The organism is Dickeya sp. MK7, assembly GCF_000406305.1.
Taxonomy (GTDB): Bacteria; Pseudomonadota; Gammaproteobacteria; order Enterobacterales; family Enterobacteriaceae; genus Dickeya; species Dickeya fangzhongdai.
In genome coordinates this window covers 2,795,397-2,820,485 of the sequence record NZ_CM001984.1, presented here as the reverse complement: position 1 = coordinate 2,820,485, position 25,089 = coordinate 2,795,397, and the positions used below count along the sequence as shown (strand labels likewise).

Annotated in this window: 25 protein-coding genes; 8 read left to right on the top strand and 17 right to left on the bottom strand. The window is 57.5% G+C overall.

Features of this window, described 5'->3' with window-relative positions; translation table 11 throughout:
* Positions 1 to 48 precede the first annotated feature (48 nt).
* The 5 genes from DXXMK7_RS12255 to DXXMK7_RS12235 all read left to right on the top strand — a co-directional run bounded on the left by DXXMK7_RS12255 (position 49) and on the right by DXXMK7_RS12235 (position 5,161).
* Complete coding sequence (locus tag DXXMK7_RS12255; RefSeq protein ID WP_049842424.1) at positions 49 to 1,089, top strand: ABC transporter permease; 1,041 nt, start codon at positions 49 to 51, stop codon at positions 1,087 to 1,089.
* A gap of 59 nt (positions 1,090 to 1,148) precedes the next feature.
* On the top strand, positions 1,149 to 1,955 hold the full coding sequence (locus DXXMK7_RS12250; protein WP_231348875.1) for an ABC transporter permease: 807 nt from the start codon (positions 1,149 to 1,151) through the stop codon (positions 1,953 to 1,955).
* Positions 1,942 to 2,790 (top strand): ABC transporter ATP-binding protein, encoded by an 849-nt coding sequence (locus DXXMK7_RS12245; protein WP_038919341.1) that lies wholly within the window; start codon positions 1,942 to 1,944, stop codon positions 2,788 to 2,790. The genes DXXMK7_RS12250 and DXXMK7_RS12245 overlap by 14 nt, the downstream gene beginning before the upstream one ends.
* The gene (locus tag DXXMK7_RS12240; RefSeq protein WP_038919340.1) at positions 2,783 to 3,466 is read left to right on the top strand and encodes an ABC transporter ATP-binding protein; all 684 of its coding nucleotides are present in this window, start codon (positions 2,783 to 2,785) and stop codon (positions 3,464 to 3,466) included. Before DXXMK7_RS12245 ends, DXXMK7_RS12240 begins: the two co-directional genes overlap by 8 nt.
* A gap of 93 nt (positions 3,467 to 3,559) precedes the next feature.
* The gene (locus DXXMK7_RS12235) at positions 3,560 to 5,161 is read left to right on the top strand and encodes an ABC transporter substrate-binding protein (protein ID WP_038919339.1); all 1,602 of its coding nucleotides are present in this window, start codon (positions 3,560 to 3,562) and stop codon (positions 5,159 to 5,161) included.
* A 53-nt stretch (positions 5,162 to 5,214) separates the two neighbouring features.
* On the opposite strand, the gene DXXMK7_RS12230 is transcribed toward DXXMK7_RS12235, so the two are convergent.
* The gene (locus tag DXXMK7_RS12230; protein ID WP_038919337.1) at positions 5,215 to 6,489 is read right to left on the bottom strand and encodes a chloride channel protein; all 1,275 of its coding nucleotides are present in this window, start codon (positions 6,487 to 6,489) and stop codon (positions 5,215 to 5,217) included.
* Between the two features lie 101 nt (positions 6,490 to 6,590).
* Between DXXMK7_RS12230 and DXXMK7_RS12225 the strand changes: the two genes are divergently transcribed.
* Both DXXMK7_RS12225 and DXXMK7_RS12220 read left to right on the top strand, forming a co-directional pair.
* A complete protein-coding gene (locus DXXMK7_RS12225; protein ID WP_038919336.1) occupies positions 6,591 to 7,277 on the top strand; it encodes a metallophosphoesterase in 687 nt (228 codons plus the stop codon).
* Positions 7,278 to 7,605: 328 nt separating this feature from the next.
* Entirely contained in the window at positions 7,606 to 7,875 is a 270-nt protein-coding gene (locus DXXMK7_RS12220) for a hypothetical protein (RefSeq protein ID WP_049842429.1), read from the top strand.
* Between the two features lie 63 nt (positions 7,876 to 7,938).
* On the opposite strand, the gene DXXMK7_RS12215 is transcribed toward DXXMK7_RS12220, so the two are convergent.
* Positions 7,939 to 9,483 (bottom strand): PAS domain-containing methyl-accepting chemotaxis protein, encoded by a 1,545-nt coding sequence (locus DXXMK7_RS12215; protein WP_038919334.1) that lies wholly within the window; start codon positions 9,481 to 9,483, stop codon positions 7,939 to 7,941.
* 896 nt (positions 9,484 to 10,379) lie between these two features.
* Between DXXMK7_RS12215 and DXXMK7_RS12210 the strand changes: the two genes are divergently transcribed.
* Positions 10,380 to 11,618: an alginate lyase family protein gene (locus DXXMK7_RS12210; protein WP_038919333.1), complete on the top strand. Its 1,239-nt coding sequence runs from the start codon at positions 10,380 to 10,382 to the stop codon at positions 11,616 to 11,618.
* Between the two features lie 97 nt (positions 11,619 to 11,715).
* Here DXXMK7_RS12210 and DXXMK7_RS12205 read toward each other — a convergent pair whose 3' ends face one another.
* From DXXMK7_RS12205 to DXXMK7_RS12145, 15 genes are all read right to left on the bottom strand, one after another.
* Positions 11,716 to 13,404, bottom strand: a complete 1,689-nt coding sequence (locus DXXMK7_RS12205) for a methyl-accepting chemotaxis protein (RefSeq protein ID WP_038919332.1) — start codon at positions 13,402 to 13,404, stop codon at positions 11,716 to 11,718.
* A gap of 376 nt (positions 13,405 to 13,780) precedes the next feature.
* On the bottom strand, positions 13,781 to 15,595 hold the full coding sequence (locus DXXMK7_RS12200) for a diguanylate cyclase domain-containing protein (RefSeq protein WP_038919331.1): 1,815 nt from the start codon (positions 15,593 to 15,595) through the stop codon (positions 13,781 to 13,783).
* 291 nt (positions 15,596 to 15,886) lie between these two features.
* Positions 15,887 to 17,203 carry a guanine deaminase gene (gene guaD / locus DXXMK7_RS12195; protein ID WP_038919330.1) on the bottom strand — a complete coding sequence of 439 codons (1,317 nt, stop codon included), beginning with the start codon at positions 17,201 to 17,203 and terminating at the stop codon, positions 15,887 to 15,889.
* Positions 17,204 to 17,590: 387 nt separating this feature from the next.
* The gene (locus DXXMK7_RS12190; RefSeq protein WP_012769529.1) at positions 17,591 to 17,782 is read right to left on the bottom strand and encodes an ogr/Delta-like zinc finger family protein; all 192 of its coding nucleotides are present in this window, start codon (positions 17,780 to 17,782) and stop codon (positions 17,591 to 17,593) included.
* 96 nt (positions 17,783 to 17,878) lie between these two features.
* The gene (locus DXXMK7_RS12185) at positions 17,879 to 19,057 is read right to left on the bottom strand and encodes a contractile injection system protein, VgrG/Pvc8 family (protein WP_038919329.1); all 1,179 of its coding nucleotides are present in this window, start codon (positions 19,055 to 19,057) and stop codon (positions 17,879 to 17,881) included.
* Positions 19,054 to 19,548 (bottom strand): phage tail protein, encoded by a 495-nt coding sequence (locus DXXMK7_RS12180; RefSeq protein ID WP_038919328.1) that lies wholly within the window; start codon positions 19,546 to 19,548, stop codon positions 19,054 to 19,056. Before DXXMK7_RS12180 ends, DXXMK7_RS12185 begins: the two co-directional genes overlap by 4 nt.
* A gap of 11 nt (positions 19,549 to 19,559) precedes the next feature.
* The gene (locus DXXMK7_RS23095; protein WP_238555968.1) at positions 19,560 to 20,180 is read right to left on the bottom strand and encodes a hypothetical protein; all 621 of its coding nucleotides are present in this window, start codon (positions 20,178 to 20,180) and stop codon (positions 19,560 to 19,562) included.
* Between the two features lie 127 nt (positions 20,181 to 20,307).
* On the bottom strand, positions 20,308 to 20,655 hold the full coding sequence (locus DXXMK7_RS23090) for a hypothetical protein (RefSeq protein WP_238555967.1): 348 nt from the start codon (positions 20,653 to 20,655) through the stop codon (positions 20,308 to 20,310).
* 28 nt (positions 20,656 to 20,683) lie between these two features.
* Positions 20,684 to 20,803, bottom strand: coding sequence for a GpE family phage tail protein (locus tag DXXMK7_RS21915; RefSeq protein WP_013318226.1), 120 nt, complete (start codon positions 20,801 to 20,803; stop codon positions 20,684 to 20,686).
* 32 nt (positions 20,804 to 20,835) lie between these two features.
* A complete protein-coding gene (locus tag DXXMK7_RS12170; protein ID WP_038919327.1) occupies positions 20,836 to 21,126 on the bottom strand; it encodes a phage tail assembly protein in 291 nt (96 codons plus the stop codon).
* Positions 21,127 to 21,186: 60 nt separating this feature from the next.
* Positions 21,187 to 21,705, bottom strand: a complete 519-nt coding sequence (locus tag DXXMK7_RS12165; protein ID WP_012769535.1) for a phage major tail tube protein — start codon at positions 21,703 to 21,705, stop codon at positions 21,187 to 21,189.
* 14 nt (positions 21,706 to 21,719) lie between these two features.
* Positions 21,720 to 22,889 carry a phage tail sheath protein gene (locus DXXMK7_RS12160; RefSeq protein WP_038668429.1) on the bottom strand — a complete coding sequence of 390 codons (1,170 nt, stop codon included), beginning with the start codon at positions 22,887 to 22,889 and terminating at the stop codon, positions 21,720 to 21,722.
* Between the two features lie 224 nt (positions 22,890 to 23,113).
* Complete coding sequence (locus tag DXXMK7_RS12155) at positions 23,114 to 23,725, bottom strand: tail fiber assembly protein (protein WP_038919324.1); 612 nt, start codon at positions 23,723 to 23,725, stop codon at positions 23,114 to 23,116.
* 2 nt (positions 23,726 to 23,727) lie between these two features.
* Complete coding sequence (locus DXXMK7_RS12150; protein WP_225622586.1) at positions 23,728 to 24,342, bottom strand: phage tail protein; 615 nt, start codon at positions 24,340 to 24,342, stop codon at positions 23,728 to 23,730.
* Positions 24,343 to 24,477: 135 nt separating this feature from the next.
* Positions 24,478 to 25,047, bottom strand: coding sequence for a recombinase family protein (locus DXXMK7_RS12145; RefSeq protein ID WP_038919322.1), 570 nt, complete (start codon positions 25,045 to 25,047; stop codon positions 24,478 to 24,480).
* Positions 25,048 to 25,089 lie beyond the last annotated feature (42 nt).

Sequence of the window (25,089 nt, the reverse complement as noted above, 5' to 3'; positions counted from 1 at the left end):
AACGTGTCACGACCTGGGGTTGCCTTCCCAGCAACAAGGCCTCCGTCAATGAGTCCATTTTATCAACAGATATGGGGAACTGCGGCGCGTCCCGGTAAAGTGCTGGGTAGTTTCCTTTCATTGTGCCTGACGCTGTTGGGTCTGTTGTTTTTTACCTTCCTGTTAACCCATCTGGCGCCGATCGATCAGGCTTTGCCCGTGACGGGCGAACATGCCAGCGACGCCACTTACAGCCAGGTGCGTCAGCAACTGGGGCTGGACCAGCCGATGTGGCTGCAATTCTGGCACTATCTTTCCGCGCTATTACAAGGCGATTTCGGCGTATCACGCACCACCGCGCAGCCGGTGCTGCAGGATTTGCTGCGTACCTTTCCGGCGACCTTTGAACTGGCGACCTGCGCGATTGTGATTGGGTTCGGCGGCGGCGTCACGCTGGCGCTGCTGTCGGCGTTGAAACCCGGCGGGGTGCTGGATTATCTGGTGCGCGGCGTTACGCTGCTGGGCTATTCGGTACCGGTGTTCTGGATCGGTCTGCTGAGTCTGTTGCTGTTTTATGCCGTGCTGCACTGGTCCGCGGGGCCGGGGCGCTTCGATGATATTTATCAGTACTCGGCGGAATTGCCGACCGGGTTTGTACTGCTGGGCGGCTGGAACAGCGATCTGGCGATGTTTCGCAACGCGCTGGCGCATTTGTGGCTGCCTGCCTGCGTGCTGGGCTTTGTGTCGATGGCCAGCATCGCCCGCATGTTGCGCACCGCTATTTTGGAAGAGTGCGGCAAAGAGTACGTGACGCTGGCCCGCGCGATGGGCGCCAGTCCGCTGCGCATCCTGTTTTTTCATATCCTGCCGAATATTCAGACGGTGATGGTAACGGTGCTGATGCTGTCTTACGCCAGCCTGCTGGAAGGCGCGATCCTGGTGGAAACCGTATTCTCCTGGCCGGGCGTGGGGCGCTATCTGACCACCGCGCTGTTTGCCGCCGATATCCCGGCGGTGCTGGGGGCGACGCTGCTGATTGGCGTCTGTTTCATTCTGCTCAACGCGCTGGCGGATGCATTGATCTTTTTGCTGGACCCCCGAACACGATGAGGCGGCGACATGCATTCTATACCGACCGCCAGCCGCGCCGGCCAACGCGCCGCACGTCGATGCTGAACAGCCTCAATGTCTGCATTGTGATGTTGAGCCTGCTGACGCTGCTCGCGTTGTTCGCTCCCTGGCTGGCGCCGTTCGACCCCTATAGTCAAAATGTGATGCATCGCCTGCAACCGCCCGGCCCGGACCACTGGCTGGGGACCGACGGCTTCGGCCGCGACCTGCTATCAAGGGTGATTTATGGCACTCGCCCGGCGCTGATAATGGTGGCGCTGATTCTGGTGATCACCATTCCCATCGGGCTGCTGATCGGGGTAGGCGCCGGTTATCTCGGCGGCTGGGTCGATCGGCTGCTGATGCGGCTGACCGACATCATGCTGGCATTACCCGGGCTGGTGATTGCGCTGGCGCTGGTGGCGGTGTTGGGCACAGGGCTGCTGCACGGCGCACTGGCGTTGGCGTTGACCGCCTGGCCGCAGTTTGCCCGTCAGGCGCGGGCTGAAACCATGTCGCTACGCAACAGCGAGTTTCTGGCTGCCGCCCGTATGCAGGGTATCGACGGATGGCGGCTGATGTACGGCCATGTGCTGCCGTTGTGCCTGCCCGGCGCGCTGACGCGGGCGGCCATGACGCCGGGCAACATGATTCTGGCGGCGGCCGGGCTCGGGTTTCTCGGCGTGGGCGCGCCGCCGCCGATGGCGGAGTGGGGCGCAATGGTGGCGGAAGGCAGCAGCGTGATGCTTGAGCAGTGGTGGGTCGCCACCATGCCGGGGCTGGCTATTTTCCTCACCAGCCTGACTTTTAATATGCTCGGCAACGCATTGCGCGACAAACTGGACCCCCGTTATGACAAACGCTGAATCCTGGCTGCTTGAGGTCGAAAATCTGTCGATTCGGCGCCATAACGGCGACTCGCAAACGCTGGTGCAACCGCTGTCATTCAGCATGCGGCGCGAACGGGTGGCGCTGGTGGGGGAGTCCGGCGCGGGCAAATCGCTGCTGGCCTGGGCGCTGATGGGGTTGCTGCCGCCCGAATGTCGAATGCAGGCAGAGCGGCTTGAACTGGCCGGGCAGGACTTGCTGAAGCTCAGCCCGCGGCAATGGCGGCAGTGGCGCGGTCGGCGCATGGCGATGGTGATGCAGGGGCCGAAACACGCGCTCAACCCGATGCGCACCATCGGCTGGCAAATGGCGGAGCCGCTGCGGCTGCACACAAGCCTGTCGCGTTCTGAACGGCGCGACCGGGTGCTGGAAAGCCTTAATGCGGTCGGTCTGGCGGAACCCAGCGGGGTACTGACGTGCTATCCCCACCAGATTTCCGGCGGCATGGCGCAGCGGGTCATGCTGGCGATGGCGATGATCACCCAGCCGGATCTATTGATTATCGATGAACGTACTTTTGCGCTGGACCGGGAAACCCGCGTGCAGGTGCTGTCGTTGCTCGATCACCTGCTGGCCGAACATCACATGGGCCTTTTATTGATTAGCCATGATTTGCCGCTGGTAGTGCATCATTGCGCCCGGATACTGGTGATGCGTCAGGGGAAACTGGTGGATGAACTGGCCGCCTCGCGCTTGCCGGATGCGACGCATCCTTACACCCGAACGTTGTGGCAAGCCCGACCGGGCAAGCATACCCACGGGCAGGCGCTGCCGACAGCAGCGGACGAGCCGGAGGAGCCGCGTGATGCATGAGCCTATGGCGGTGATGCTGCAGCAGGTCAGCGTGGCCCACTGGCAGGGTTACCAGCGCCATGAGGTGGTGCATGACGCCAGTTTCAACGTGGCGCAAGGGGCGTGTTTTGGGCTGGCAGGGCCGTCCGGCAGCGGGAAATCCTCGTTATTATGGACGCTGGCGGGGCTTAACCCTCACTGGTCTGGCAGCATGACGCTGCTCGATCAGTCGGTACACCCCGGCCGATCGTTCGATGCGGTTCTGCGGCGTCAGGTACAGATGGTGTTTCAGGACCCTTACGCGTCGTTGCACCCGCGACACAGTCTGCGTAAAACCCTGAGCGACCCTTTGCGGTTGATGGGCGTGACGGATATCGATGCGCGGCTCGCGCAGGGCGCCGAACAGGTCGGCCTATCGTGCCGTTTACTGGATAACTATCCCCATCAACTGTCCGGCGGGCAACGTCAGCAAATGGCGTTGTTGCGTGCGCTGTTGCTGCGTCCGCAACTGCTGTTGCTGGACGAAGCGACGTCGGCCTTGGACACGGTCGGGCAGGCGCGTATTCTCAATCTGCTCAATCGCTGGCGGGAGACGGAGGAGATGACCATTATTATGGTCAGCCATGACTGCAATGTGATGGAGCATATGTGTGACCGCATGGTGTGGATACAGGAAGGGCGACTGCATCCCCGCTGAATGGAATTTTTACGCGTTGCCGTCTGGCGGCGCAGACGAATTTCTAGTAAACAGATCCTCGCGCTGATGCAGTGATACCGAGGAATAAAAACGATGAAGGCATGGTTTGCCATTCTGCTGACGCTGACCCTGATGGCCAGCCCGCCGGTGAAGGCATTGACGCCGGATAATACGCTGGTGGTGGCTATCTCTCTGAATGGCATCATCAGTTTTGATCCGGCGGAAAGTTTCGAAACCGTCAGCAACAGCTGCCTTGCCTCGCTTTACCAGGGGCTGGTGGCGAGCGATCGTAATCAACCCACCCAACTGAACCCCGATCTGGCGCTTGCCTGGCGCGAAGGCCACGACGGGCGCAGCCTGATTTTTACCCTTGACCCCAACGCCGTATTCGCCTCCGGTAATCCGGTACTGGCCGATGACGTCATCTATTCGCTGACCCGGGCGGTAAAACTCAATAAAACCCCGGTGTTCATTCTGAATGAACTGGGGTGGATGTCGGCGAATATTGACGGGCAGTTCCGGAAAATCGACGATCATCAGCTGGAGATCCGCTGGACCAGCGATATCGGCAGCGAACTGGTATTACGCCTGTTATCGGCCAGCGTGGCGTTGATTGTCGACAGCAAGCTGGTAGAGAAACACAGCGATAGCGGTGATTTTGGCAATCAGTGGCTGAGAAGCCGCTCGGCGGGCAGCGGCAGCTATCAGATTCGCCATTATCTGCCGCAGCAGGCATTGCTGCTGGAGAGTAACCCGTATGCGCGCCGCCAGCCCGCGCTGGCGCAGGTGATTTTGAAAGACGTGGCGGACCCGAGCGTGCGCCGTTTGTTGCTGCTGCAGGGCGACGTCGACGTCGCCTTCGATCTGGGCGCGGACCAATTCAGCGCGCTGGAAAATCAGCCGGGCATCAACGTGAATCTGGCGTCGGGGGCGAAAATTTACTATCTGGGTTTCAACACCCGCAGTAGCACGGCGCCGTTTCTGGGGCAGCCCGCTTTCTGGCAGGCGGCGCGCTGGCTGGTCGACTATCAGGGCATCGCCAATCGCTTGCTGAAAAGGCAATTCCGGGTGCATCAGAATTTCCTGCCGCTGGGATTTGACGGCGCGGCAATGGAGAAACCGTTCCGGCTTGATGTGGATAAAGCCCGGAGCATATTGCACGACGGCGGGATCGCGCCGGGCAGCCGGTTTACGCTGCTGGTAGCCAACCAGCCGCCCTATGTCGAGGTGGCGCAGGCGTTGCAGGACAGTTTCGCCCGCGCCGATATCTATATCGACGTGCAGACGGTGGTGGAGAGCGAACTCTGGACGCGCATGCGCCGCGGGCGTTTTCAGGCGGTATTCACCTACTGGGGGCCGGACTATATTGACTCCAGCAGCAATGCCAGCGCGTTCGCCCTCAACCAGCCGGATACCCCAGGTACGCTGGCGGCCCGTTTGGGCTGGGTAATTCCGGAGTTGAGCCGGTTGACCAACGCTGCCGCCGCCCAGCGCGATCCACAAACGCGACGCGACATCTACCTGCAATTGCAGCAGGCGGTCAGGGAAAACTCGCCGTTCGTGGTGATGCTGCAGGGCAACCGGCTGGTGGCGGTGCGCAATACGATATTGAATGTCCGGCAGAGCATCGCCAATTCGATGCTCTATTTTGATGAGATTATCAAGGTGAAGGCTGAGATGCCCGCATCGCCGTGAGGCGCGCCAACCTGCCGCCGGCTTGATGGGAAACGAGCAGCGAATGAGGGCCGTCAGGACGGCGACGTCACTTTTTCAATCAGCATGTTGGTGCTGACCGCACCGGCGATACACAGCGCCATCGGTACGAAGAAGTCGTTGTTGATACGGGTAAATTCCATGATCAACACCAGACTGGTGACCGGCATTCTCATCGAGGTCGCCAGAAACGCCGCCGCGCCAATCACCGCGTAGGCGCCCGGCTGGTTGTGCGGGAAGAACCACGACCAGACGCCGCCCAACGCCACCGCCAGCAGCGCGCCGTTGGCCAGACCGGGCGTCAGCAGGCCGCCCTGCGCGCCGGCGCGCAAACTGCTCCATTGCACCAGTACCTTACAGCCCAACAGCAGCAATGCCAGCAGTATCGGCAACTGGCTGGTGAAGCTCAGTTCCGCCGGGCCTTTGCCGTTGCCCGCCAGTTGCGGCAGGATGATCACCAGCAATCCCAGCAGGGTGAAGTTGAGCAGGTTGGTGATGATAAGGCGGGCGTTCCGCGGCGAATGTTGCCGGGCGTGACGGGTGAGGCGAACAAACAGCCAGGCGGCCACCCCGAATACCGGCCCGGTGAGCAACGCCCAGACGGTTAAATCGCCGGACACGTTGAGCGGCAGATTGAGGTGGTACTGATACTCGTCGCCCAGACCGACGCGCGCCACCAGCGCCGCCAGCGAGCAGGTCAGCAGCGCCGCCAGGCTGGTTTTTACCTGAACGCGCGCCAGCAATACTTCGACCACAAACAGCGCGCCGCCCAGCGGCACGTTATACACCGCCGCCAGGCCGCCGCCGGCGCCGCAGGCGATCAGCAAACGGGTATCATCCGGGGTCATGCGCAGCGCACGGCTGAGATGATTGGCGGCCAGCGCTCCCAGTTCCCGCGGCGCCACTTCCCGCCCCAGCGGCGAACCCAGCGCCACGGTAACAATCTGCAGCAACGCGTGAATGAGGGTTTCTTTTACCGGCATATCGTTTACCGGCATATCCGGTTTTTCCGCCTGCAATGCCGAGGCGATGCTCACCAGCCGACGGCCGTAGCGGTATAGCGCATACCAGCCCAGACCGGCCACCACGCCGCCGATCAGCAAAGCCATAAAGCGCCGGGCGGGCTCCGCCGCCGAAACGCCCTGTAAAAAACTTTCTTCGCTGATGATATGGTCCAGACTGTAACCATAGGCCAGATGCTGAATGGCATGAAGCAGCAGCGCCAGCAGCATGCCGCCGAGGCCGGCCAGCACGCCGGTTAACGTTAGCGCGATGACAAAACGAATACGCAGGGAAATAGTCTCGGACATACAGGCTCACATCAGGTCTGGAAAACAGCATTGCCGCATTATACTGACTGTACCTCAACAGCGGGTCACAGTGCAGCACTGCGGCGACGGAGGGCGGCATCATGACGAGCGAACGACAACCGTCGGCCTATCAACGCATTACCGGCGCCGACTGGCGTCATATCTTTGTGGTGGGCGATGTACACGGTTGTTACCGGCAACTGATGACGACGCTGGAGCAGGCCGGGTTTGATACCGGGCGCGACCTGCTGGTGTCGGTGGGGGACCTGATCGACCGCGGGTCGCAGAGTCTCGCCTGTCTTGATCTGTTGCAGCAGCGCTGGTTTCGCGCGGTGCGCGGCAATCACGAGCAGATGGCGCTGGACGCGCTGGACGATACCGCACGGATTCCGCTGTGGCGAGCCAACGGCGGCGACTGGTTTTTCCGGCTGGATGACGAGCGTCAGACGCTGGCCCGCCGGCTGCTGGCGCTGGCGGCGCAGTTACCGTATGTCATCGAGGTTGAGACCGCCGGCCGGCGCACGGTGGTGGCGCATGCGGATTACCCGGCGGAATGCTATCAATTTGACCAGCCGCTGCCCTGGATACAGGTGTTATGGAACCGGCAGCGGATCAGCCAGGCGCTGGCCGGCGTCGGCGGGCCGATTAGCGGCGCGGACCTTTTCCTGTTCGGGCATACGCCGTTACGACAGGTGCTGACATGCTGGAATCTGCAGTATATCGATACCGGCGCCGTGTTCGGCGGTGAACTGACGTTACGCTGTATTCAGAGCGGCGCTAGCGAATAAGCGCGCAGCGTAAAGACGGACGAAGAATGAAAAACAGGCGTCAGGGAAAATAAACCAACAGGGCTATTTATCCCCGGCTGATTAAATAAAGCGGTCTATTATTAATACTTCGGATTTTCAATTCGAATCGATGCGTGAGCAATAAATAAGAACCGTTGTATACCCGCCATACGTCAGATTGCAGGCGCCCTGACGCGCCCGCTCCAGACAGACTTTGCGCTGAAGGGCCAACGCGGCGTGTTGTCCTGCAACCCGAATTATTGGGGGTATCTGCATTTTCCCAGGCGAGGATAGGGTCGTGAAAAAATATCTTTTCCAATTATTCTGCATGTCATATTTTTTATTCGCCGCCACGGCGGACGCGAAAAATACCCGTTTGAGCGATAATCAGATCAGACAAATTATTATTGAAGAGTCGATTGCCGATTATTCGGGGAGTTGCGCCTGCCCGTACAGCTCGGCCAGAAACGGCAGCCGTTGCGGCGGACGCAGCGCCTGGAGCCGCAAAGGGGGCGCGGCGCCACTCTGTTATAAAGAAGAGGTCACGAAAGAGAGGGTGGCGCGCTGGCGCGCAGAAAACGGCGAACGCGCGCAGTAACGCATGACAACGCCAATGGTACGCGCCCTGAGGTCATCATCAGGGCGCGTTGCCGGGAACGGTTTATCGGAATACGTGCAATGCCTGTTCCAGCCGGTGTGCCTGTAGATTGAGTTGGTCTGATGCCTGCGCGCAGGCATTCACCCGCGAGGCGTTTTGTTGGGTAATCTGTTCCAGTTCCTCCACCGCCCGGCCGATTTCAGACAGCCCGACCGTTTGCTCTTTGGTTGAATCGGCAATGTGCGAAATCAACTGGCTGACGCTGTTTACTCTTGCCACGATGTTCTGTGTGCTGTCGCCGGCGTCCCTGACATGGGTGGAACCGTAACGAACCTGCGCGACGCTGGATTCGATCAGCTGTTTAATCTCATTGGCGGCGCTGGCGCTGCGTTGCGCCAGATTACGCACTTCACCGGCCACGACGGCAAACCCTTTGCCTTGCTCGCCGGCGCGGGCCGCTTCCACCGCCGCGTTCAGGGCCAGGATGTTGGTCTGAAACGCGATGTTATCAATGATGGAGGTGATACCGGCGATTTTCTCCGAACTGGCGACAATGCTGTCCATGGTCTTTTCCATTTCGCCGATCACCCGACCGCCGCTGATAGCCGCATCGCAGGCGGTTGCGGCCTGCTGACTGGCTTCGCTGGTGGTGGTGGTATTGGTCTGCACGGTGGTGTTGATCTCGTTCATGGCGGCGGCGGTCTGTTGCACGTTAGCGGCGGTGCGTTCGGCATGGCTGTTCATCTCTTCGCTGCCGCTGGCCAGTTCGTCGCTGGCGGAGCGAATATTCAACACCTGCGTGCTGATGTCGTCCACCAGCCAGCGGAACATCAGCCCCAGTTGCCCGATGGCGCGTTGAATCGTACCGATCTCATCGGCGCGGTTTTCATAATCAATGGTGTTGGCGTTGCCGGTAGCGATATTCAGCGCCTGCTGCTTAACCATTTCGATCGGTTTGATCAACTGCCATTCAAGTAAGGCATCCAGCAGCAGCATCATGCCCGTCATAAACGAGCTGGAAATATAAAAGTCAGAGTCAAACTCGCCATGAATCATCCAGAAAGCGACGTAACTGATCAGCGCCGTCAGCATGATCAACCCGCGTAGCCGCCAGCGCATGGAGATCAGCTTCAGGCGCGAAAACAGCCCTGTCAGGCCGGTGCGAAACAGTACCCCTCGGTGCAGCTTCAGGTTGTTACCTTCGGTGCGCATCGTCTGATACAGCTTTTCCGCCGCGTCCACCTCCTGACGAGAAGGTTGGGTGCGTACGGACATATAACCGGTCGTACGACCCTGACGCACAATCGGCACTGCATTGGCCCGCACCCAGTAGTGATCGCCATTTTTGCGCCGGTTCTTGACTAACGCGGTCCAGGGCTCCTGATGTTTCAGTGTTTGCCACATGTCCCGGAAAGCCTCGACCGGCATATCCGGATGGCGTACAAAATTATGCGGCTGACCATCGATCTCGTCGGGTTCGAAGCCACTCACCTGAATAAAGGCATCGTTAGCATAAACAATATGGCTGTTCACGTCGGTGACCGACATGAGTGTGGCATCCTTATCGAAAACGTATTCCCGCTGTGTGACTGGCTGATTGTTGCGCATTTCAGGTCCTCTTGAGGATTATTTTTAATCTGGACTTCAAGGTGTGTCGCATTGAAAAGGCATATATCCGTCATACTTCATGTTGCAGGCGCGTTGGCTTTATTACTCAACTTCTCCACGGGACTCGCCGCGGCAAACCACGTTCAGCCTTCCTGCAACTCGCATTATTTGGGGCATAACAATTTATTGGCTGATAACTATTTTCTCGACAAAGACGTGAATGAAAGGTAAAGCGTGTTTTTAATGAAAACCGTTTTTATTTACATGGCGGTCAACTCCCTGTTTGTAAAAATGATCATGCAGAACAATGAATTGTGTTTTTTCCCTTCACGCACCGGTAGGTCCCCGCCAAAAGGCCGGCGATATATACCTACTATCCCGCGGTGAAAAGTCGGCGGTCGCGTCAGTTAACGCTTTTGCAACTTAATGATAACGGAGATATACGGGCTATCTGATCCGATATCATTTTAAATTTAGCATTTGTCCGGAGAATTTCATTTTCCGCAGAAAATAATCATGCGCTATCGCATGTGGCGATGAAAATAAAACGAGGTAACGGCTATCGGTCGAGTTTTTGATAGCAAAGAAAGGCAAAACGGAATCATGTTGCTCTGGCCTATGGCTTATTTAAGGCGGCCAATAAGCGCTGGCAGCTGTGGCGCAATGGTATGCCCCCACTGCGTCGTCATGAATTATTAAAGGATATCGCACCAGAATATGCTCTATGATGGCTGGCCGCGCCTGACTGCAAGGTGATGCGAGCGTGCCGTCAAGCCAATCGTCGACGCGCGCCGTGCGCCGCTGGTCTATGGGCGGCTGTTGCGCCGCAGAGCGGGCTAGTCGGGCGGCTTACCCGGCGCAGACTCTATTACTCAGCAAATCAGAAGGATCTCACCATGCTGTTTATCTCCATACGTGTTTTATGGCGTTCACTGTATCGCCGGGGGGATCGGATAAACCGGTCTCTCCGTTGTCTGCTGACGTTGTCGCTGCTGGTCTCGGCCGTTGCGCCGGCACAGGCGGCGACCGGCTTCGTTCACCCCGGTCTGCTGCATACCCAGGCGGACTTCGAGCGTATAAAAAACCAACTGGCGAATGACGCCGAACCCTGGAAAAGCGGCTGGAACAAGCTTATCAGCAATAACCATGCATCGCTGAACTGGAAAGCCAATCCGGTTGAGATTGTCTACCGTGGGGCCAATAGCGAAGGCGCGGAGAATTATGGGCGGTTGTATAACGACGCCGCTGCGGCCTACGCGCTGGCGCTGCGCTGGAAGCTGAGCGGCGATGTCGCCTATGCCGACAAGGCGGTGGAAATCCTTAATGCCTGGTCGTCCACGTTGAAAGATATTCGCGGCACCAGCGACCGCTATCTGGCCGCCGGAATTTACGGCTATGAACTGGCCAATGCGGCTGAACTGGTGCGTGATTACCGCGGCTGGAAACAGGCTGATTTCAACCGGTTCAGTACCATGATGCTGAAAGTGTTCTATCCGCTCTGCCATGATTTTCTGGTCCGCCATAACAACGCCCGCATCGATCACTACTGGTCGAACTGGGATCTGGCGCAGCTGAACACCATTCTGGCTATCGGGGTACTGACCGACAACCGCGATATCTACAACGAAGCCATCGGTTATTTCAAAACCGGCAGCGGCAACGGCGCCATCAACAATCTGGTCTGGAAGCTGTATCCGGAGACCAATGTGGGGCAGATGCAGGAGAGCGGTCGCGATCAGGGGCACGCCACGCTGGCGGTGGGGTTGGTCGGTTCGCTGGCGCAAATGGCCTGGAGTCAGGGGGATGACCTGTTCGGTTACGCCGACAATCGTATTTTGAAAGGCGCGGAATACGTGGCGGCTTACAACCTCGGCAAAGACGTGCCCTATACGACTTACAGCAATAGCGACGGCATCGTGCAGACGGTAATTTCCCCCACCGGGCGCGGTACTCTGCGCCCGACCTGGGAAATGCTTTACAACCACTATGTGGTGCTGAAAAAACTGAATGCGCCGAATATCAAGGCGTTCGCTGAAAAAGTACGGGTGGAAGGCGGCGGCGGTGATTACGGCCCGAATAGCGGCGGATTTGATCACCTTGGCTACGGCACCCTGATGTATACGCTGGTGCAATAACCGTCAGCGTGTATGGCGTGAGGATACGGCCCGCGTACCGGCAAGATAGCCGGTACGCGGGCCGTTTTGCTATGTCGCGTTTGTCGGCGGCCGCGGGTTAGAACGTTTCCCAGTGGCTGGCGGTATTGTAGGCGCCGGCGGCCGCCACGCTGCGGCTGGCGGGCAACTGCGGCGGTGCTAACGGCGTGATGGCGGCCGATGCGGTTCTGGCGGCGGCGGGCGATGCGGCGGTATGGAGCCGAAACAGCGACACCGCGCGGTTGAGATGGTCGCTTTGCTCTTCCAGCGACATCGCCGCATTGGCGGACTGTTCCACCAGCACCGCGTTCTGCTGTGTCACGCGATCCATCTCGCTGACGGCCTGACTGACCTGATCGATGCCGCGGCTTTGTTCTTCCGACGCGGAGGAGATTTCGCCCATGATGTCGGTGACGCGCGTAACGGCTTTCACCAAATCGCCCATGGTTTCCCCGGCGGAGCCGACCAGGACCGACCCTTCGCGCACCCGGCTGACCGAATCCTCGATCAGTCCCTTGATTTCGCGCGCGGCGTCGGCGCTGCGCTGGGCCAGACTCCGTACCTCGCCGGCCACCACCGCAAAGCCGCGGCCCTGTTCGCCGGCGCGCGCCGCTTCCACCGCGGCGTTCAGCGCCAGAATATTGGTCTGAAAGGCGATGCTGTCGATAAGCCCGGTGATGTCGCTGATTTTCTGCGAACTGCCGCTGATTTGTCCCATCGTGCTGACTACGTCATCGACCACCTGCAGCCCTTTGTGGGCGGTATCCGACGCGTCGCGCGCCAGCTGGGATGCGTGACGGGCGTTGTCGGCGTTCTGTTTTACGGTGGCGGTCAGCTGTTCCATGCTGGCGGCGGTTTGCACCAGCGAGGCGGACTGTTGCTCGGTACGGGAGGAAAGATCGCTGTTGCCGCCGGCGATTTCGCTGGCGCTGCGATAAATTTCATGCGCGCTCACCCGCACTTTATCCACGGTATCGGTCAGCGAGTGCTGCATGTGACGAACGCTGTCCGCCAACTGGCCGATTTCGTTTTTCGCCTGAATCTGCAGCGACTGCGTCAGGTCGCCCGTGGAAATATGGTGCAAATGGGTAATGACCCGATTTAACGGTTGCAACAGAACCCGACGAATATATACCCAGGCGCTGGTGGTAGCGAAAAACAGGATCAACACGCACACGGCAATGACGATAATACTGTAATGGTAATTCTGACCGCTGTCGCTGACCGCGCTGTCATTCAGCGCGTCGTTCTGGCGGAAATACGCATCAAAGGATTGCTGAAATGCGTCCTGCATTTTCTGGGTCGGCAGGGCCTGAATAGTTTTGACATCCTGTGTTTTGATCAGATCGACAATGCGTTGCAGCACGCTGCGTAATGCCTGGTAATTCTCGTTAATATTTTTTGCCAGCGCGGCGTCCTGCACCGGCAGGGGCAGAATCTGGCTGTAAGCGGCGAAATGTTTATCCGCTTCTGCCAGCGACTGGTTGGCGACATCGATCAGATCGGCGGACTTCCCGGCGCTGGGAATATTGTTGGTTTCCATGATCATCCGAGCGATGGCGCGGTTCATGGTATTGCGCGTCTGGATCAGCGCAATCCAGGAGGCGTTCAGTTCCCCGCTTTGCTTGCGTAGCGTTTGCGCGACGACAAAGTTATTCCTGTCACTTTTCATGGCGCCGAAGAAAAAACCGTAACTGACCAGCTGCAGCAGACTTAAGGCCAGCAGTAATGAAAATAGCCCGGTGACAATTTTTATATTCCTGAACATGGCTCGCTCTCGATAAATGAATAATGACGTCGGTAAAAAAACCATCGGCAATAAAAAGTGAGAACTTTAAAAAAAACGTGATTTTCATCACAGGAAATACTTATATACCCAAAATAATTCGAGTTGCAGGAAGGCGGCAAGTGAGTGAATCCCCAGGAGCTTACACAAGTAAGTGACTGGGGTGAGCGAACGCAGCCAACACACCTGCAACTTGAAGTATGAAGGGTATAGGATAATGGTCAGGCGGATTAACGCATTGGGGCGGAATAAACGGAATGATTCACCGGAATTAATTCTTTTTATGGTTTTTCATTATTCTCATTCCGGCAAATCGGCTTACTGTTTATGGCAAATTAAAAGTCATTATCCGGTCGAATCAGGATGGGGAAACGTGGCGACGTTTGGCCTGGTACATGGCGGTGTCCGCCTGACGAATCAGCTCGTTGGCGTTAAGCGGCGCCCCCTGAGGCAAAATCGCGCGCCCCACGCTGGCCGATAGCGTGATGGTCTGCTGGCGAATGGTGATCGGTTTTTCAATCTTCGCTTTCAGTTTTTGGGTGATGGCGCGGATTTCGGTGGCCAGATTGCGCTGCTCATGAATCACCATCAGGAATTCGTCGCCCGCCAGACGACCGATAAAGTCGTAGGAACGGGTATTCTGACGCAGTAGGCGGGCGAAGGTTTTGATGACCCGATCGCCAAAATCGTGGCCGAAGCAGTCGTTATAGTATTTGAAGTTGTTGATATCAAAAAACAGCAGCGCCAGCGCGCCGCGCCGCTTTTTCCCCGCCTGCCGGTTCAGGTAGCTGATGACCGCCCGCCGGTTGGGCAGGCCGGTCAGGTGATCGTGATTGGCTTCGAACGCCAGCTGGTCGCGCAATACCGTAAGGTGGGTGATGTCGGTGGAGAGAATGTAGGTGCCGAGCTCCGGCGATTCGGCGGGCACCAGTTCGGTGTGAAAAGTAGTGAGTTGCCCATCAGGCATATCCAGCACATGTTCAAATGATAGAGAAAGCTGTTTTTGCCGCGACTCTTCCAGTTTAGGCAGAAACAGTGCCAGTTCCTGGGGGCGGAAGATCTCGCCGATATCACGTTGGTACAGGGTGTCATGCTCATGACCCATCAGTTTGCGTAGGTGGCGATTGGCGAAAACCAGTACGTTGTTCGGGTTAATGCAGGAGATCATCGCCGGAATATGATCGGTGATGTCCTGAATAAACTGGTGGCTCTGGCGCAGTTCGGCGGTGCGTTGTTCCACCCGGTGCTCCAGTTCCAGACTCAGGCTGCGCAACGCCTGTTCGGATGCTTTCTGATCGCTAAGGTCGGTCAGCGCCAGCAACAGGCCGAATTTTCCGCCATCCGGATTGTAGAGCACCGAAATGGAGACTTGCGCCCACAATTCGCTGCCGTCGGCGCGGATATAGCGGCGTTGCTGGGTGCTCTCCAGCAGATTACTGCCCATCAGCAGATCATGATCGCTGATGAGTTGGGGCATGTCATCCGGGTGCACCACTTTGTCCACCGGCAGCGTCAGCAGCGTTTCCTCGTCGTAGCCAAGCATATCGCAGAACGCGTGATTGAATTTTAGCGGCCGTTTGTCCGGGGCTATCAGCGCCAGGCCGATGGCGGCGCGGGAGAAAATCTGCTGACTGACGTAATCCGACTGATACAGCCTTTCCCGGGCGATCGCTTCGCGCGCCTGCATCTCCACCTTATGCAACACGGTTTCTACGATAAACGCCAAATCGCTGAGTTGCTGCATTTCTTCATCGCTGAAGGTGCGCGGCTGATGGTGATACAGGCACAGCGCGCCGAGCGGGGTGCCGAGCGAGGAACGCAGCGGGTAGCCGGCGTGAAAACGAATCGGGTCATTGCCAGTGACCATCGGATTAGCCGCGAAGCGCTCGTCCAGCAGGGTATCGGGGATGACCAGCGGCGCATTGGCGCTCACCGTATGCACGCAGAAGGAAAACTCGATGTCCGGTTCCTGACGGGGAAAATTGGCCTTCGACAGAAACCATTGCCGCTCGTTGTTCACCAGTGAGATCACCACGCTCTTTACCTGAAAAAAGGTGCGGGTGATACGCGTCAGACGAGGGAGCTCTTCGGCGGGCTGCGTGTCAAAGATATTCAGCATACGCGCGAGGATATCTTGCTGTTCTTCGCTACAACGATGGCCTGGGGAAGTCATGACGAAACCTTATGGTACCTGGTGATGATTGCTAAGCTCTGCAAGGGGCAGAGCCCAGCTGATGTCGCCATCCCGCCGTTGGCCTGAGCGCTTGTCCGATATTATTCAAGGACAGTTATCGGTAAGCGACATATCGCAGCGCGATTTTTTTGGGCGAAATGTGCAATAGATCACTTTCTGGTGAAAACGCTGGTGTGTTTTATCTCCGCCATGCCGGACTGAATGCGATACCGCCGCGGCGTGCGGCCCGTAGCGGTACCCTTAAATCAGTCGGAGGGCGGGAAAGCCGACTCACTTGTCATCTGGCGTTTGACGGGTATAGACGCATTCGCCATGTACATAAGTGGCGCTGATGTTTCGGTCGTCGCCCTGCATCATCAGGGCGAACAGCCGATCGTCCAGCGAGGTAGACTGCTGTTGGCGCAACTGTTGCAGCGGGGTGGCGGCCCAGTCCAGTACCACGAAATCGGCGTCTTTGCCCGGCAGAAAGTTACCCAACCGATCGTCCAGCGACAAGGCGGCGGCGCTGCCCAGCGTGGCCTGGTACAGCCCTTCGCGCGCCGAGAGTTTTTCTCCCTGCAACTGCTGCACTTTATAGCCGTCGCTGAGGGTTTGCAGCAGCGACAGGCTGGTGCCGGCGCCGACGTCGGTGCCCATCCCGATGCGGATCCCCGCTGCTTTTAGCGGGTGCAACCGGAACAGGCCGCTGCCCAGAAACAGATTGGAACAGGGGCAAAACGCCACGGCGGACTGGCTTTGCGCCAGCGTGCGGACTTCGTCAGGCTGCAGATGGATGGCATGGGCAAACACCGAACGGCGTCCGGTCAGACCGTGGTGATGGTAGACATCCAAATAATGCCGATGCTCGGGAAACAGCGATTTGACCCAGGCGATTTCATCCGGGTTTTCGCAGAGGTGGGTATGCAGATACACATCCGGGTATTCCCGCAACAAGCGACCCGCCAGCGCCAGCTGCTCCGGGGTGGAAGTGGGCGCAAAACGCGGCGTGACCGCATAGCGCAACCGTCCGCGGTGGTGCCATTTTTCAATCAGCGCCTTGCTCTCGTCATAGCTTCGCTGCGCGGTATCGCACAGATAGTCCGGCGCATGACGGTCCATCATGACTTTGCCGGCGATGAGGCACATGTTTTTGGCTTCGGCGGCGCTGAACAGCGCGTCAACCGACTGCGGGTGCACGGTGGCGAAGACCAGCGCGCTGGTGGTGCCGTGCCGCAGCAGTTCCTGAATGAAAAACGCGGCCCGTTCCCGGGCGTAATTCTCGTCGGCGAACTTGCGCTCGGTGGGAAAGGTGTAGGTATTGAGCCAGGACAGCAGCTGCTCGCCGTAACAGGCGATCATTTCCGTCTGCGGAAAATGGATGTGGGTATCGATAAATCCCGGCATCAGCAGCCGGCCGCGATAGTCGATCACCGTCATGGACCGGCGTTCGGCCTCGGTGAGGCTGTCATACGGCACGGCATCCTGAATACGCCCATCGCGCACCCGCAGCAGGCCGTCTTCGATAAAGCGAGTGGCCTGCGGGTCATGCAACGGGTCGGCGACAAAGTGCAACAAACTGGCGCGGTAAGCGCGGATGGATTCCGTCATCGGTGTTCTCCCTGCTGAGGACAGGAAAACAGGGGTTATACCCATCATTCTTTTCCTGAACCCGTGTTAATCAAAGCGGTGTCTGCGTCTGATTTTTGATGGTGAAGGGGGGAAGGGCACCATCGTCACGGCAGGATTCATCCCTTGCGGCGTTAACAACCGTAAGACGGGCATCGACGCGGCAATTGACTGAAAATCAGCAAAAGCAGTTTGATACTAAAAGCCGACGGCGGTCAGCGTCAATAATACGTTTTTCCGATACGAGGCGTACGGGAGTGGTTAAAACACGTTTTGTGTATTTATGGCAGGGATAAAAAACCCCGCCGGGCGGCGGGGAAAGACGGTCAAGAAAAGTAAGGAAACACGGAGGGAGAGAAACGTGGCGAATTACTTACGTTCGCCGTCAACCGGCTCGGTTTTGCCCGGCACCATGATGGAGCGGGTGATGGCTTCCATGGTGACGAAGGTGTGACCGCAGTTCACGTTGGTGCACTGGTGGTAACGCTCCTTGGTATTTTCAGACAGGTAGCGGCTGGAACGGGCATGAGCGGAATGACGACAAAGAGGACAATGCATCATTTTGAAATCACCTTATGTGTACGGGTTAGTGAAACATCTTACACACATGGTACTGCAATGAATTCGAATTTGCAAATTTATAATTCGAAAAGTGAATCATGATGCTGAGGTTGCGTTGCCGATAACGCTGTAGCTGGTGTCGTATTCGACATCCAGCATCGACACTTCCAGTTCGATAGCGGTGATAAAACCACTGCCCGCAATCGTGTGGGTCAGCCGCTTGATGGTCCACTGGCGCTCATCCATCACCTGTTTGAAGCCTTTAAGCCGAACCAGCGCGCCGGGCTTCAGGTTTTCCATGCCTTTTGCCAGCGTGAGCGAGAATGTCACCGTGCCGCGCTGGGTTTCACGCCATTTGCTCAACGCCGCCTGGGTCGCGTCGTCCTGGGTGGAATAGGTGGTCTGTAACGTTTGCTGGCTTTCTTCTTCCCCAGCCAGGTAGTTGTCCGTCGACGGTGTTGATGACTGGGCGGACGATTTGGCGTTAGGGTGGGTTGCTACCGTATCCGGTTGGCTCTGACGCTTGCGGCTGATCTTCACAGTATGTGTTTTTGCGTCGTTGCTGTCGTGCCAGTTGGCGGTGACGGACGTATTGGCGATGCGGTCGGCGATCGTAAAACTGTGCGAGTCGCCGTCGCTGCGTTCGATCAGGTAGGTCGATACGTTTTTGCCGTCTGCAGCGGTGCCGGTACCGGCGACGAAAAGTCGCAGCGTGTCGCTTTTGATCGCCACGGTACCGCTGTATCGTCTGGCCAGGCGGCAAAGAAACGACAAGTCGGATTCTTTGGACTGGTTTTCATGAGCAATCGCGGTACCGGCCAGCGAGTTTTCGATCGACGCCATCAGACTGTAGCGTTCCGCAATCGTCCGGGCGATGTCGCCCAGGGTGGTAGCATCGTATGAGCCATCACGCGGCGTGTTTAAATCGCCACGAAAGTTCACGCTGCGTGCGCTGAGGGTGATCCTGTCCGGTGCGCCGGTATGACTGACCTGATCGACGATAAAGGTGCCCTTGTCGGCCAGCGCCTTGCCTTTCCAGCCGATCCTGAGGCTAATTTTCTCACCGCGTTTGGGCATTTGCACCTTGCCGTCGCTGTCGTCGATATCCAGCGATAGCTGGTCGGATTCGAAGCCCATCACATCGTGCAGCGACAGTGAAATGAGCCGCTGGCTGAGATTGCGGGTCGTTTTAGCGTCGCCTGACGCTTCCGATAGCGTTATCTGATAATCCGGGGCGAGTTGATCGGCAATGCCGATGCGATTATTCACTATCACGACAGGATTCCCCCGATGGCGGTTCTGGCGGATGAAATGGCCGGCGCGATCTGCTGGCTGTACAGATCGGAAGCCTGCTGGCTGAGGTCGCCGAACATCGCAATCAGCGATTCGTCAACGCGCGTCAGGTTCACGGAGAATTCAATGCGTTTGGCGCTGCCGTCGGAAAAGAACTCGGTGTTGGTGTGCTGCAGGCTTTCAATCACGTACATGCCGTAAATGGTGCCGCTGCCTTCGATCAGCGGCCAGGCGCGCCCCATTCCCGCCATGAGTTCGAGCGCCGACAGCGAGAGCTTGCTGAACTTGCCGTTAACTTCCGGACATAGCACGCCATTAAGGCTGATGGATTCATTTCCCTGTCCCAAAAACTGCTGTGCAGGGCGCAGGCCTATACGGCCGTTGTTGGCCCAGCGGTAATTGACATGGCGGCTGAGGGTGCTGTAAGGCAGCGTTTGCAATTGAAATACAAATAAACCAAGCGCAAGCATCATGGTATTTATCCTCATGAAATGAGATTAGAGGTCATGGAGTTGTAGGAATACGCGCTGCTATTCGGGGTGTATTTTCTCAGGGCCTCGTCGATGTATTGTTTAATCACGTCGAGGTTACTGTTCTCCGGCACATTGATCGTGATGTTATTCACCACGCGCTGGTCAAAATAACTTTGCTTTGCTGCCGGGGAGAGGGCGCTGTAATTGCCGTTAATCATGTCAGACAGCGGGTTTGACGGGTTTTCCGCGCTGTTCTGACCGGTCAACGCTGACTGACTGAGCAGTTGCATGGCCGGATTGGAAATAGCTTGCAGCGCGTCAATCCCACCGGCCGTGGCGTTGCCGCCGTCGCCGTCATCCAGATCCGCATTGCTTAATGCAGACATCATCAGGCTGGTTTCTTCCACGCCGACAAACGATTCCTGCGCAGTTCCGGCGAGCGTGTTCAGCCCCTCCGCACCCATCTGCGAAGCGACGTCAGGGCCGACGGTCGGCAGCAGGTTCGTCGGCAGGTTGAGGTTTTGCTGCGCCTTCAGCAACGACGCTACGTTGCCCGGCAGCGACGGCGCGGTGATTCCGGAAGACCATTGCGCCGAAGGCACCAGACCGGCGATGCGCTGTTGCGCCTGCATGGCCGCCGTCGCGGATAAATAGATGCTGTTGACGCCGTCGCTGGCCTGAGCGATGAGCGATTGGGTTGCGCCGGCGTCGGGATACTGTCCGTTGCGGGAGAGCGCCGCATTATCCGCAGATGAGCGGTCATGCGCGGTTTTCAGGGCGGAATAGGCCGGCGCCAGGATGGCGGTCAGCGCGTCGAACCGTCTGGCGAGGTTTCCCAGGGTTCCCAGCTGCGCCGCGGCAGCGAGTCTGCCGCCTTTTTTCCGCCCGTCGCGTTTTTTTCGGCGACCCGGCGGCGTTGAACGCCGTCGTACCGTGGGTGATTTGGCCGGCCTTAGCCAAAAAATCCTGCAGTACGCTGCTGATTTTATTCAGATAAACATTATCCCCAAGCGGCGAGAAGATGCTGTTATCCCCGGCGCTGCCGCTTCGTCCGTTGGCGCCGGTTGTCGTCGAACCGCCATTCGGGGTGGTTGATTGCTTAGGCATAGTCGTTTGCTTAGGCATAGTCTTTTGCTTAGGCATAGTCCTGTCCACTTCGTTGTAGCGCCTTGGCACGCCAGTTAATCAGCTCGGCCAGGCTCATGGGGAAAAGTGCGGATGGCGGCCAGTGGAACACCACGGCGATATCCGCCATCAGGTCGTCAACCGTGAGGCTCGGCGGCAGCGTCAGCGTACCGAGCCCGGCGATAAAAAACCGATCACCTTGCCGGCGAATTCAAGCAGGTCAGGCAGTTCCAGCCCCATGACGTCGGCTTCGGTCAGGGCAGGGTAAGTGATGCGCGGCAGCAATTTGATCAGCGCTTCCACATCGGCGCTCGCCAGCGCCGCCAGACCGATGCCGCGCAGCGTGCCCGCGGTCGGTGTGAGCAGCGTGATGGCGTCAATCAGGGTTTCGCCGCGTTTGATGGGGGCATTCAGGATGATGACGCTGTTTTGTGTGGTTGTTTCAACCGTCATGATAAAAACTCCAGTGCTATCAATAAGAATGGCCAGCCGTAGCTGGCCATGAAGCGGTCGTTACAGACCGATATTGCGGCGGTGTTGTTCCAGACGGTCAACGCCGTTCACTTTCTCGATCATGTTGATGGTGTCGATTTCGATCATGTCGACGCCGTCAATGATCAGCTTGTAGTAAGTGCACTGGGTAGAGACGCGTACGTCAGTCTCTTCACCCTGCTTGGATTCGCCACTGTCAATCGACTTGTGGCGACCGCGCAGCACGATTTCGACGGCGGTAATGTCGCCGGTATCGTCACGCTGGTAAGAACCGGCGAAACGCAGCGGAACCGCATCGGCGCCCGGCAACGCGTACTGGCTCCAGAAGGCGCTGTCCGGCAGGCCGCCCATGTTCCATTCCATCACCAGCGCGTCGTTGTCCAGCCCAAAATCCACCGGCGCCGCGCCTTGCATACCGCCGCCGCGGTAGTTTTCCAGTTTGCGGGTCAGTTTCGGCAGGGTGACGGAGTGCACCTGGCCCATGTAGCTCATACCGTCGTTGAACAGGTTGAGATATTTAAGTTTACGTGGCAGTGCCATGAGTCTGTCGCTCCTTAGCTGTTAACGGATGCGGCCAGGTTCACCAGATACTTGTCGGTGATACGCTGACGCAGCGTGAGGTTTTCCAGTGGCGGCACCGGGGTGTACTCGTAGTCGATGTACAGCTTGCCTGCCTTCAGCGTTTCCTTATCGTTGGCGCTTTCATCGAACCAGCAGTCGGCGTCGATGATGTAGCCGTTGGATTTCAGCTCGCGGAATTTGGCCTTGATGCCCTCGATGATGTCGCGGATCAGGGTGGCGGTAACCGGTTTGTCGACGGCCCACATGTGCGCTTCAGCCATGGTGTCGGCCAGCACTTGCGCGGTGCGGGTGTAGTTTTCAAACAGGAACAGCGGATCGTCGGAACAGGTGCGGTTACCCCAGAAGCGGAAACCGTCCTTACGCACCAGCGTGGTCACGCCGGCTTCGTTCAGCAGGTCGGCGTCGCTGCCGATGGTCTGCAGGTCCCAGTACACGCTGGCGGAGATACCGGTCACGCCGTTGACGCCGACGTTGGACAGGGTTTTGTGCCAGCCGGTTTCCTGGTCGATCTTGGCGCGCAGGCCCAGTGCACGCGCGGTAGCGTAGGCGGTGGCGCTGGCGTTGGTAGCGGTGTTCCAGGCGATAAAGTCCGGCCAGATCACCATCAGTTCGCGCTGGCTGAAGTTGCCGCGGTATTTGATGGCGTCGGACAGGGTTTTACAGCCATAGGCGCTCACGTAACCGAAGGCGCGCAGCGACTGACAGATGGCGGCCAGCGCGGTGGCGACAGGCTGGGAATCCAGCCCCGGAACGCCGAGGATACGCGGCTTCACGCCAGTGACTGCCTGGGCGTCCAGCAGGGCTTTCATACCGGTGTATTTGCCGTTGGCATCGGCGCCGCCGATGATGTTGGACACCGTTTCAGCCTCGTTGGCGCCTTCAGCCACGCGAACGACTACCGTCACCGGTTTGGTCTGATCGCCGATGGCCTGTAGCGCGGCAGCCAGGGTACCGGTTTTACCGGCCTTGCCCGCGGCGGTCAGCACATCGGTAATCAGCACCGGTGTATTCAGTGGGAAAGTGGCGGCGTCAGCATCCGGTCCGGTACAGACCATACCGACGATCGCGGTTGATACAGTTGAAATGACGCGGGTACCGTCGTTGATTTCGACGACCTGCGTACCGTGATGAAAATCACTCATCAAGAATGTCTCCTGTTGTGGGGTGCGAGTAATAGTGCCTTGCCGGAAAACAGAAGGCATCCGAATAGGGTTTGGTATGGAATGGCACAACAGGGTGAAGCCGATAATGTTTTTATAATGATTAAAAACAATGGGTTAATTGAAATAAAAAACAGATGCCGTTGGGGTGACAACGGCATCTGTGGGGTTTTGGCGCATCAGTTTACGCCACCGGGAAAGGTGAATCAGGCGGGCATGGCCGGCCAGTCGATAGCGGGCGCAGACGAAACGTCCACCCGGCTTAATTGCACCATATAGGTTTTCCAGCTTTTCAGCGCCTGGGTTTCCTGTTCGGTCGCCATCTCCAGTTCCACCGCATACTGCAGCACGGTCAGCCGTTTTTCCGCCTGAGCGAGATAGCTGGCCATCTGCTGTTGCGCCGCGCTGACCTGTGCGGTCTGCTGCGCTTTGGCATCCGTCACCCAGCCGTCGTTTTGCCAGACATCGTAAGCGGTGGCCGGCGGCAACAGCGTCAGGGTGTCGGAAAGGTCGCCAAGCTGGATTATCAGGCTGGATTGTCGCGTCTGCTTATCGTAGGCCGTCTGCCCGCGATAATCGGCAACGCTTCCCCAGGTCGCTCCATCCTGACTGCGCACGATAGCCTGACCGGATTGAGCGGCCGGAGGCGTATCAATAAAACTGTGCGCCGGAATGCCGACGCCTTCCATCAGATATTCACGGGTATTGCCGATATATTCCCGAGTTTGCGGATCAATATGGTAAACCTGAATATATCCACTGCCGGTGCTCAGCCCCTGTTCATTCAGCTGAATCATATTTTCATTTTGTGTAGCCATGATTAACCTGCCTTAACGATGTAGCTGAAGGCGATATTACGCGGGCGAGTGGCACCCCAGAATTTTTCACTGGCTTGTTTTTCCGACTTGCTTGTATCTAACCAGTACAGAGTACGAGCAGTGCCATCTGGTTTATCTGCATTACATTCGGATAAGTTACCAATGCCGTTAAGTGTTGGATAGGTTCCATCGTCTCCAAGAATATGGGTACCTGCTTGAGCTGACATCAGTTTCCTGTCTGTATCCACTCCCCGGCCGTCATCCCAGCCACGGATAAATTCGCCACGCAGATCCGGCAAGGTGCCATCGGGATATAATTTTGCCAGCTGCGGGTATTTGGCGGTATCAAACGTCTGGCCGTTACATTTCAGCCAGCCTTCCGGCGCATCCGCCAGCGGCCAGGGTTGCGGAATACCCACCAGCTCTTTCAAGGCAGCAGTAGATGTATCTTGCTGTTCGCCACAGGCTTTCTGGCAGCATTGAAGAGAAATATTTTCAATATAGACATGATTATTTTTGTACAGGTTTTCTTTACCAAAACCAAAATCAAAGGCATGAGGGTGACAATGTTTTTCCATCTGTTTTATCTCAGCGTGAGTGAATGAATAATGCGTCATGATTTCTACGCGCTGATATTATCGTCGGGAATGACAGGCTATTCATTGTAAGGCTGTTGTATCATTAATGGGTAAGCAGTGAGTTTTTAAAATTAGAAATAAAATAATGCAATGTGATGTATTTTTTTTCGGTTGTTATCTTGTTTTTATTTTCGTCGGTGTTGCCGGGAAGTATTTATAAATGGTTTTTTCCGACACGCCGATAATATTGGCTATTTGCCAGCGGGTTGCCCCATTACCCAACAGTGTTCTGGCATGCTCAATCGCATCAGGCGTCATAATGCGCCGACGGCCGCCAATGCGACCCGCCGCCCGGGCGGCCGCCAGTCCGGCGCGGGTTCGTTCGACGATCAGTTCTCGCTCCATCTCGGCCAGCGCACTCATCACGTGGAAAAAGAAACGGCCGGCCGGCGTTGAGGTATCAATCGCATCGGTCAGGCTGCGAAAGTGAATGCCACGACCCTGCAGGTCCGACACCATGGTAATCAGGTCCCGTACGCTGCGGCCCAGCCGGTCCAGTTTCCAGACGATCAGGGTGTCGCCGCGTTTGAGTTTGCGCAATGCCCGTTTCAACCCCGGTCGCCTGGCGTTTTTGCCGCTGGCCTGATCTTCAAAAATCAGTTCACAATTTGCGCCGACCAGCGCGTTTTTCTGTAATTCGGTATTTTGATCGCTGGTGGATACCCGGGCATAGCCAATAAGCATAACGTAACTTCCTGAAAAGGCTGATTGTATTTATCTTCTCAC

Coding starts and splice junctions, on each gene's coding strand:
- DXXMK7_RS12255 (WP_049842424.1), top strand. CDS start 49: ATGAGTCCATTTTATCAACAGATATGGGGAACTGCGGCGCGTCCCGGT.
- DXXMK7_RS12250 (WP_231348875.1), top strand. CDS start 1,149: ATGCTGAACAGCCTCAATGTCTGCATTGTGATGTTGAGCCTGCTGACG.
- DXXMK7_RS12245 (WP_038919341.1), top strand. CDS start 1,942: ATGACAAACGCTGAATCCTGGCTGCTTGAGGTCGAAAATCTGTCGATT.
- DXXMK7_RS12240 (WP_038919340.1), top strand. CDS start 2,783: ATGCATGAGCCTATGGCGGTGATGCTGCAGCAGGTCAGCGTGGCCCAC.
- DXXMK7_RS12235 (WP_038919339.1), top strand. CDS start 3,560: ATGAAGGCATGGTTTGCCATTCTGCTGACGCTGACCCTGATGGCCAGC.
- DXXMK7_RS12230 (WP_038919337.1), bottom strand. CDS start 6,489: ATGTCCGAGACTATTTCCCTGCGTATTCGTTTTGTCATCGCGCTAACG.
- DXXMK7_RS12225 (WP_038919336.1), top strand. CDS start 6,591: ATGACGAGCGAACGACAACCGTCGGCCTATCAACGCATTACCGGCGCC.
- DXXMK7_RS12220 (WP_049842429.1), top strand. CDS start 7,606: ATGTCATATTTTTTATTCGCCGCCACGGCGGACGCGAAAAATACCCGT.
- DXXMK7_RS12215 (WP_038919334.1), bottom strand. CDS start 9,483: ATGCGCAACAATCAGCCAGTCACACAGCGGGAATACGTTTTCGATAAG.
- DXXMK7_RS12210 (WP_038919333.1), top strand. CDS start 10,380: ATGCTGTTTATCTCCATACGTGTTTTATGGCGTTCACTGTATCGCCGG.
- DXXMK7_RS12205 (WP_038919332.1), bottom strand. CDS start 13,404: ATGTTCAGGAATATAAAAATTGTCACCGGGCTATTTTCATTACTGCTG.
- DXXMK7_RS12200 (WP_038919331.1), bottom strand. CDS start 15,595: ATGACTTCCCCAGGCCATCGTTGTAGCGAAGAACAGCAAGATATCCTC.
- guaD (WP_038919330.1), bottom strand. CDS start 17,203: ATGACGGAATCCATCCGCGCTTACCGCGCCAGTTTGTTGCACTTTGTC.
- DXXMK7_RS12190 (WP_012769529.1), bottom strand. CDS start 17,782: ATGATGCATTGTCCTCTTTGTCGTCATTCCGCTCATGCCCGTTCCAGC.
- DXXMK7_RS12180 (WP_038919328.1), bottom strand. CDS start 19,548: ATGATGCTTGCGCTTGGTTTATTTGTATTTCAATTGCAAACGCTGCCT.
- DXXMK7_RS23095 (WP_238555968.1), bottom strand. CDS start 20,180: ATGCAGGCGCAACAGCGCATCGCCGGTCTGGTGCCTTCGGCGCAATGG.
- DXXMK7_RS23090 (WP_238555967.1), bottom strand. CDS start 20,655: ATGCCTAAGCAATCAACCACCCCGAATGGCGGTTCGACGACAACCGGC.
- DXXMK7_RS21915 (WP_013318226.1), bottom strand. CDS start 20,803: ATGGCGGATATCGCCGTGGTGTTCCACTGGCCGCCATCCGCACTTTTC.
- DXXMK7_RS12170 (WP_038919327.1), bottom strand. CDS start 21,126: ATGACGGTTGAAACAACCACACAAAACAGCGTCATCATCCTGAATGCC.
- DXXMK7_RS12165 (WP_012769535.1), bottom strand. CDS start 21,705: ATGGCACTGCCACGTAAACTTAAATATCTCAACCTGTTCAACGACGGT.
- DXXMK7_RS12160 (WP_038668429.1), bottom strand. CDS start 22,889: ATGAGTGATTTTCATCACGGTACGCAGGTCGTCGAAATCAACGACGGT.
- DXXMK7_RS12155 (WP_038919324.1), bottom strand. CDS start 23,725: ATGGCTACACAAAATGAAAATATGATTCAGCTGAATGAACAGGGGCTG.
- DXXMK7_RS12150 (WP_225622586.1), bottom strand. CDS start 24,342: ATGACGCATTATTCATTCACTCACGCTGAGATAAAACAGATGGAAAAA.
- DXXMK7_RS12145 (WP_038919322.1), bottom strand. CDS start 25,047: ATGCTTATTGGCTATGCCCGGGTATCCACCAGCGATCAAAATACCGAA.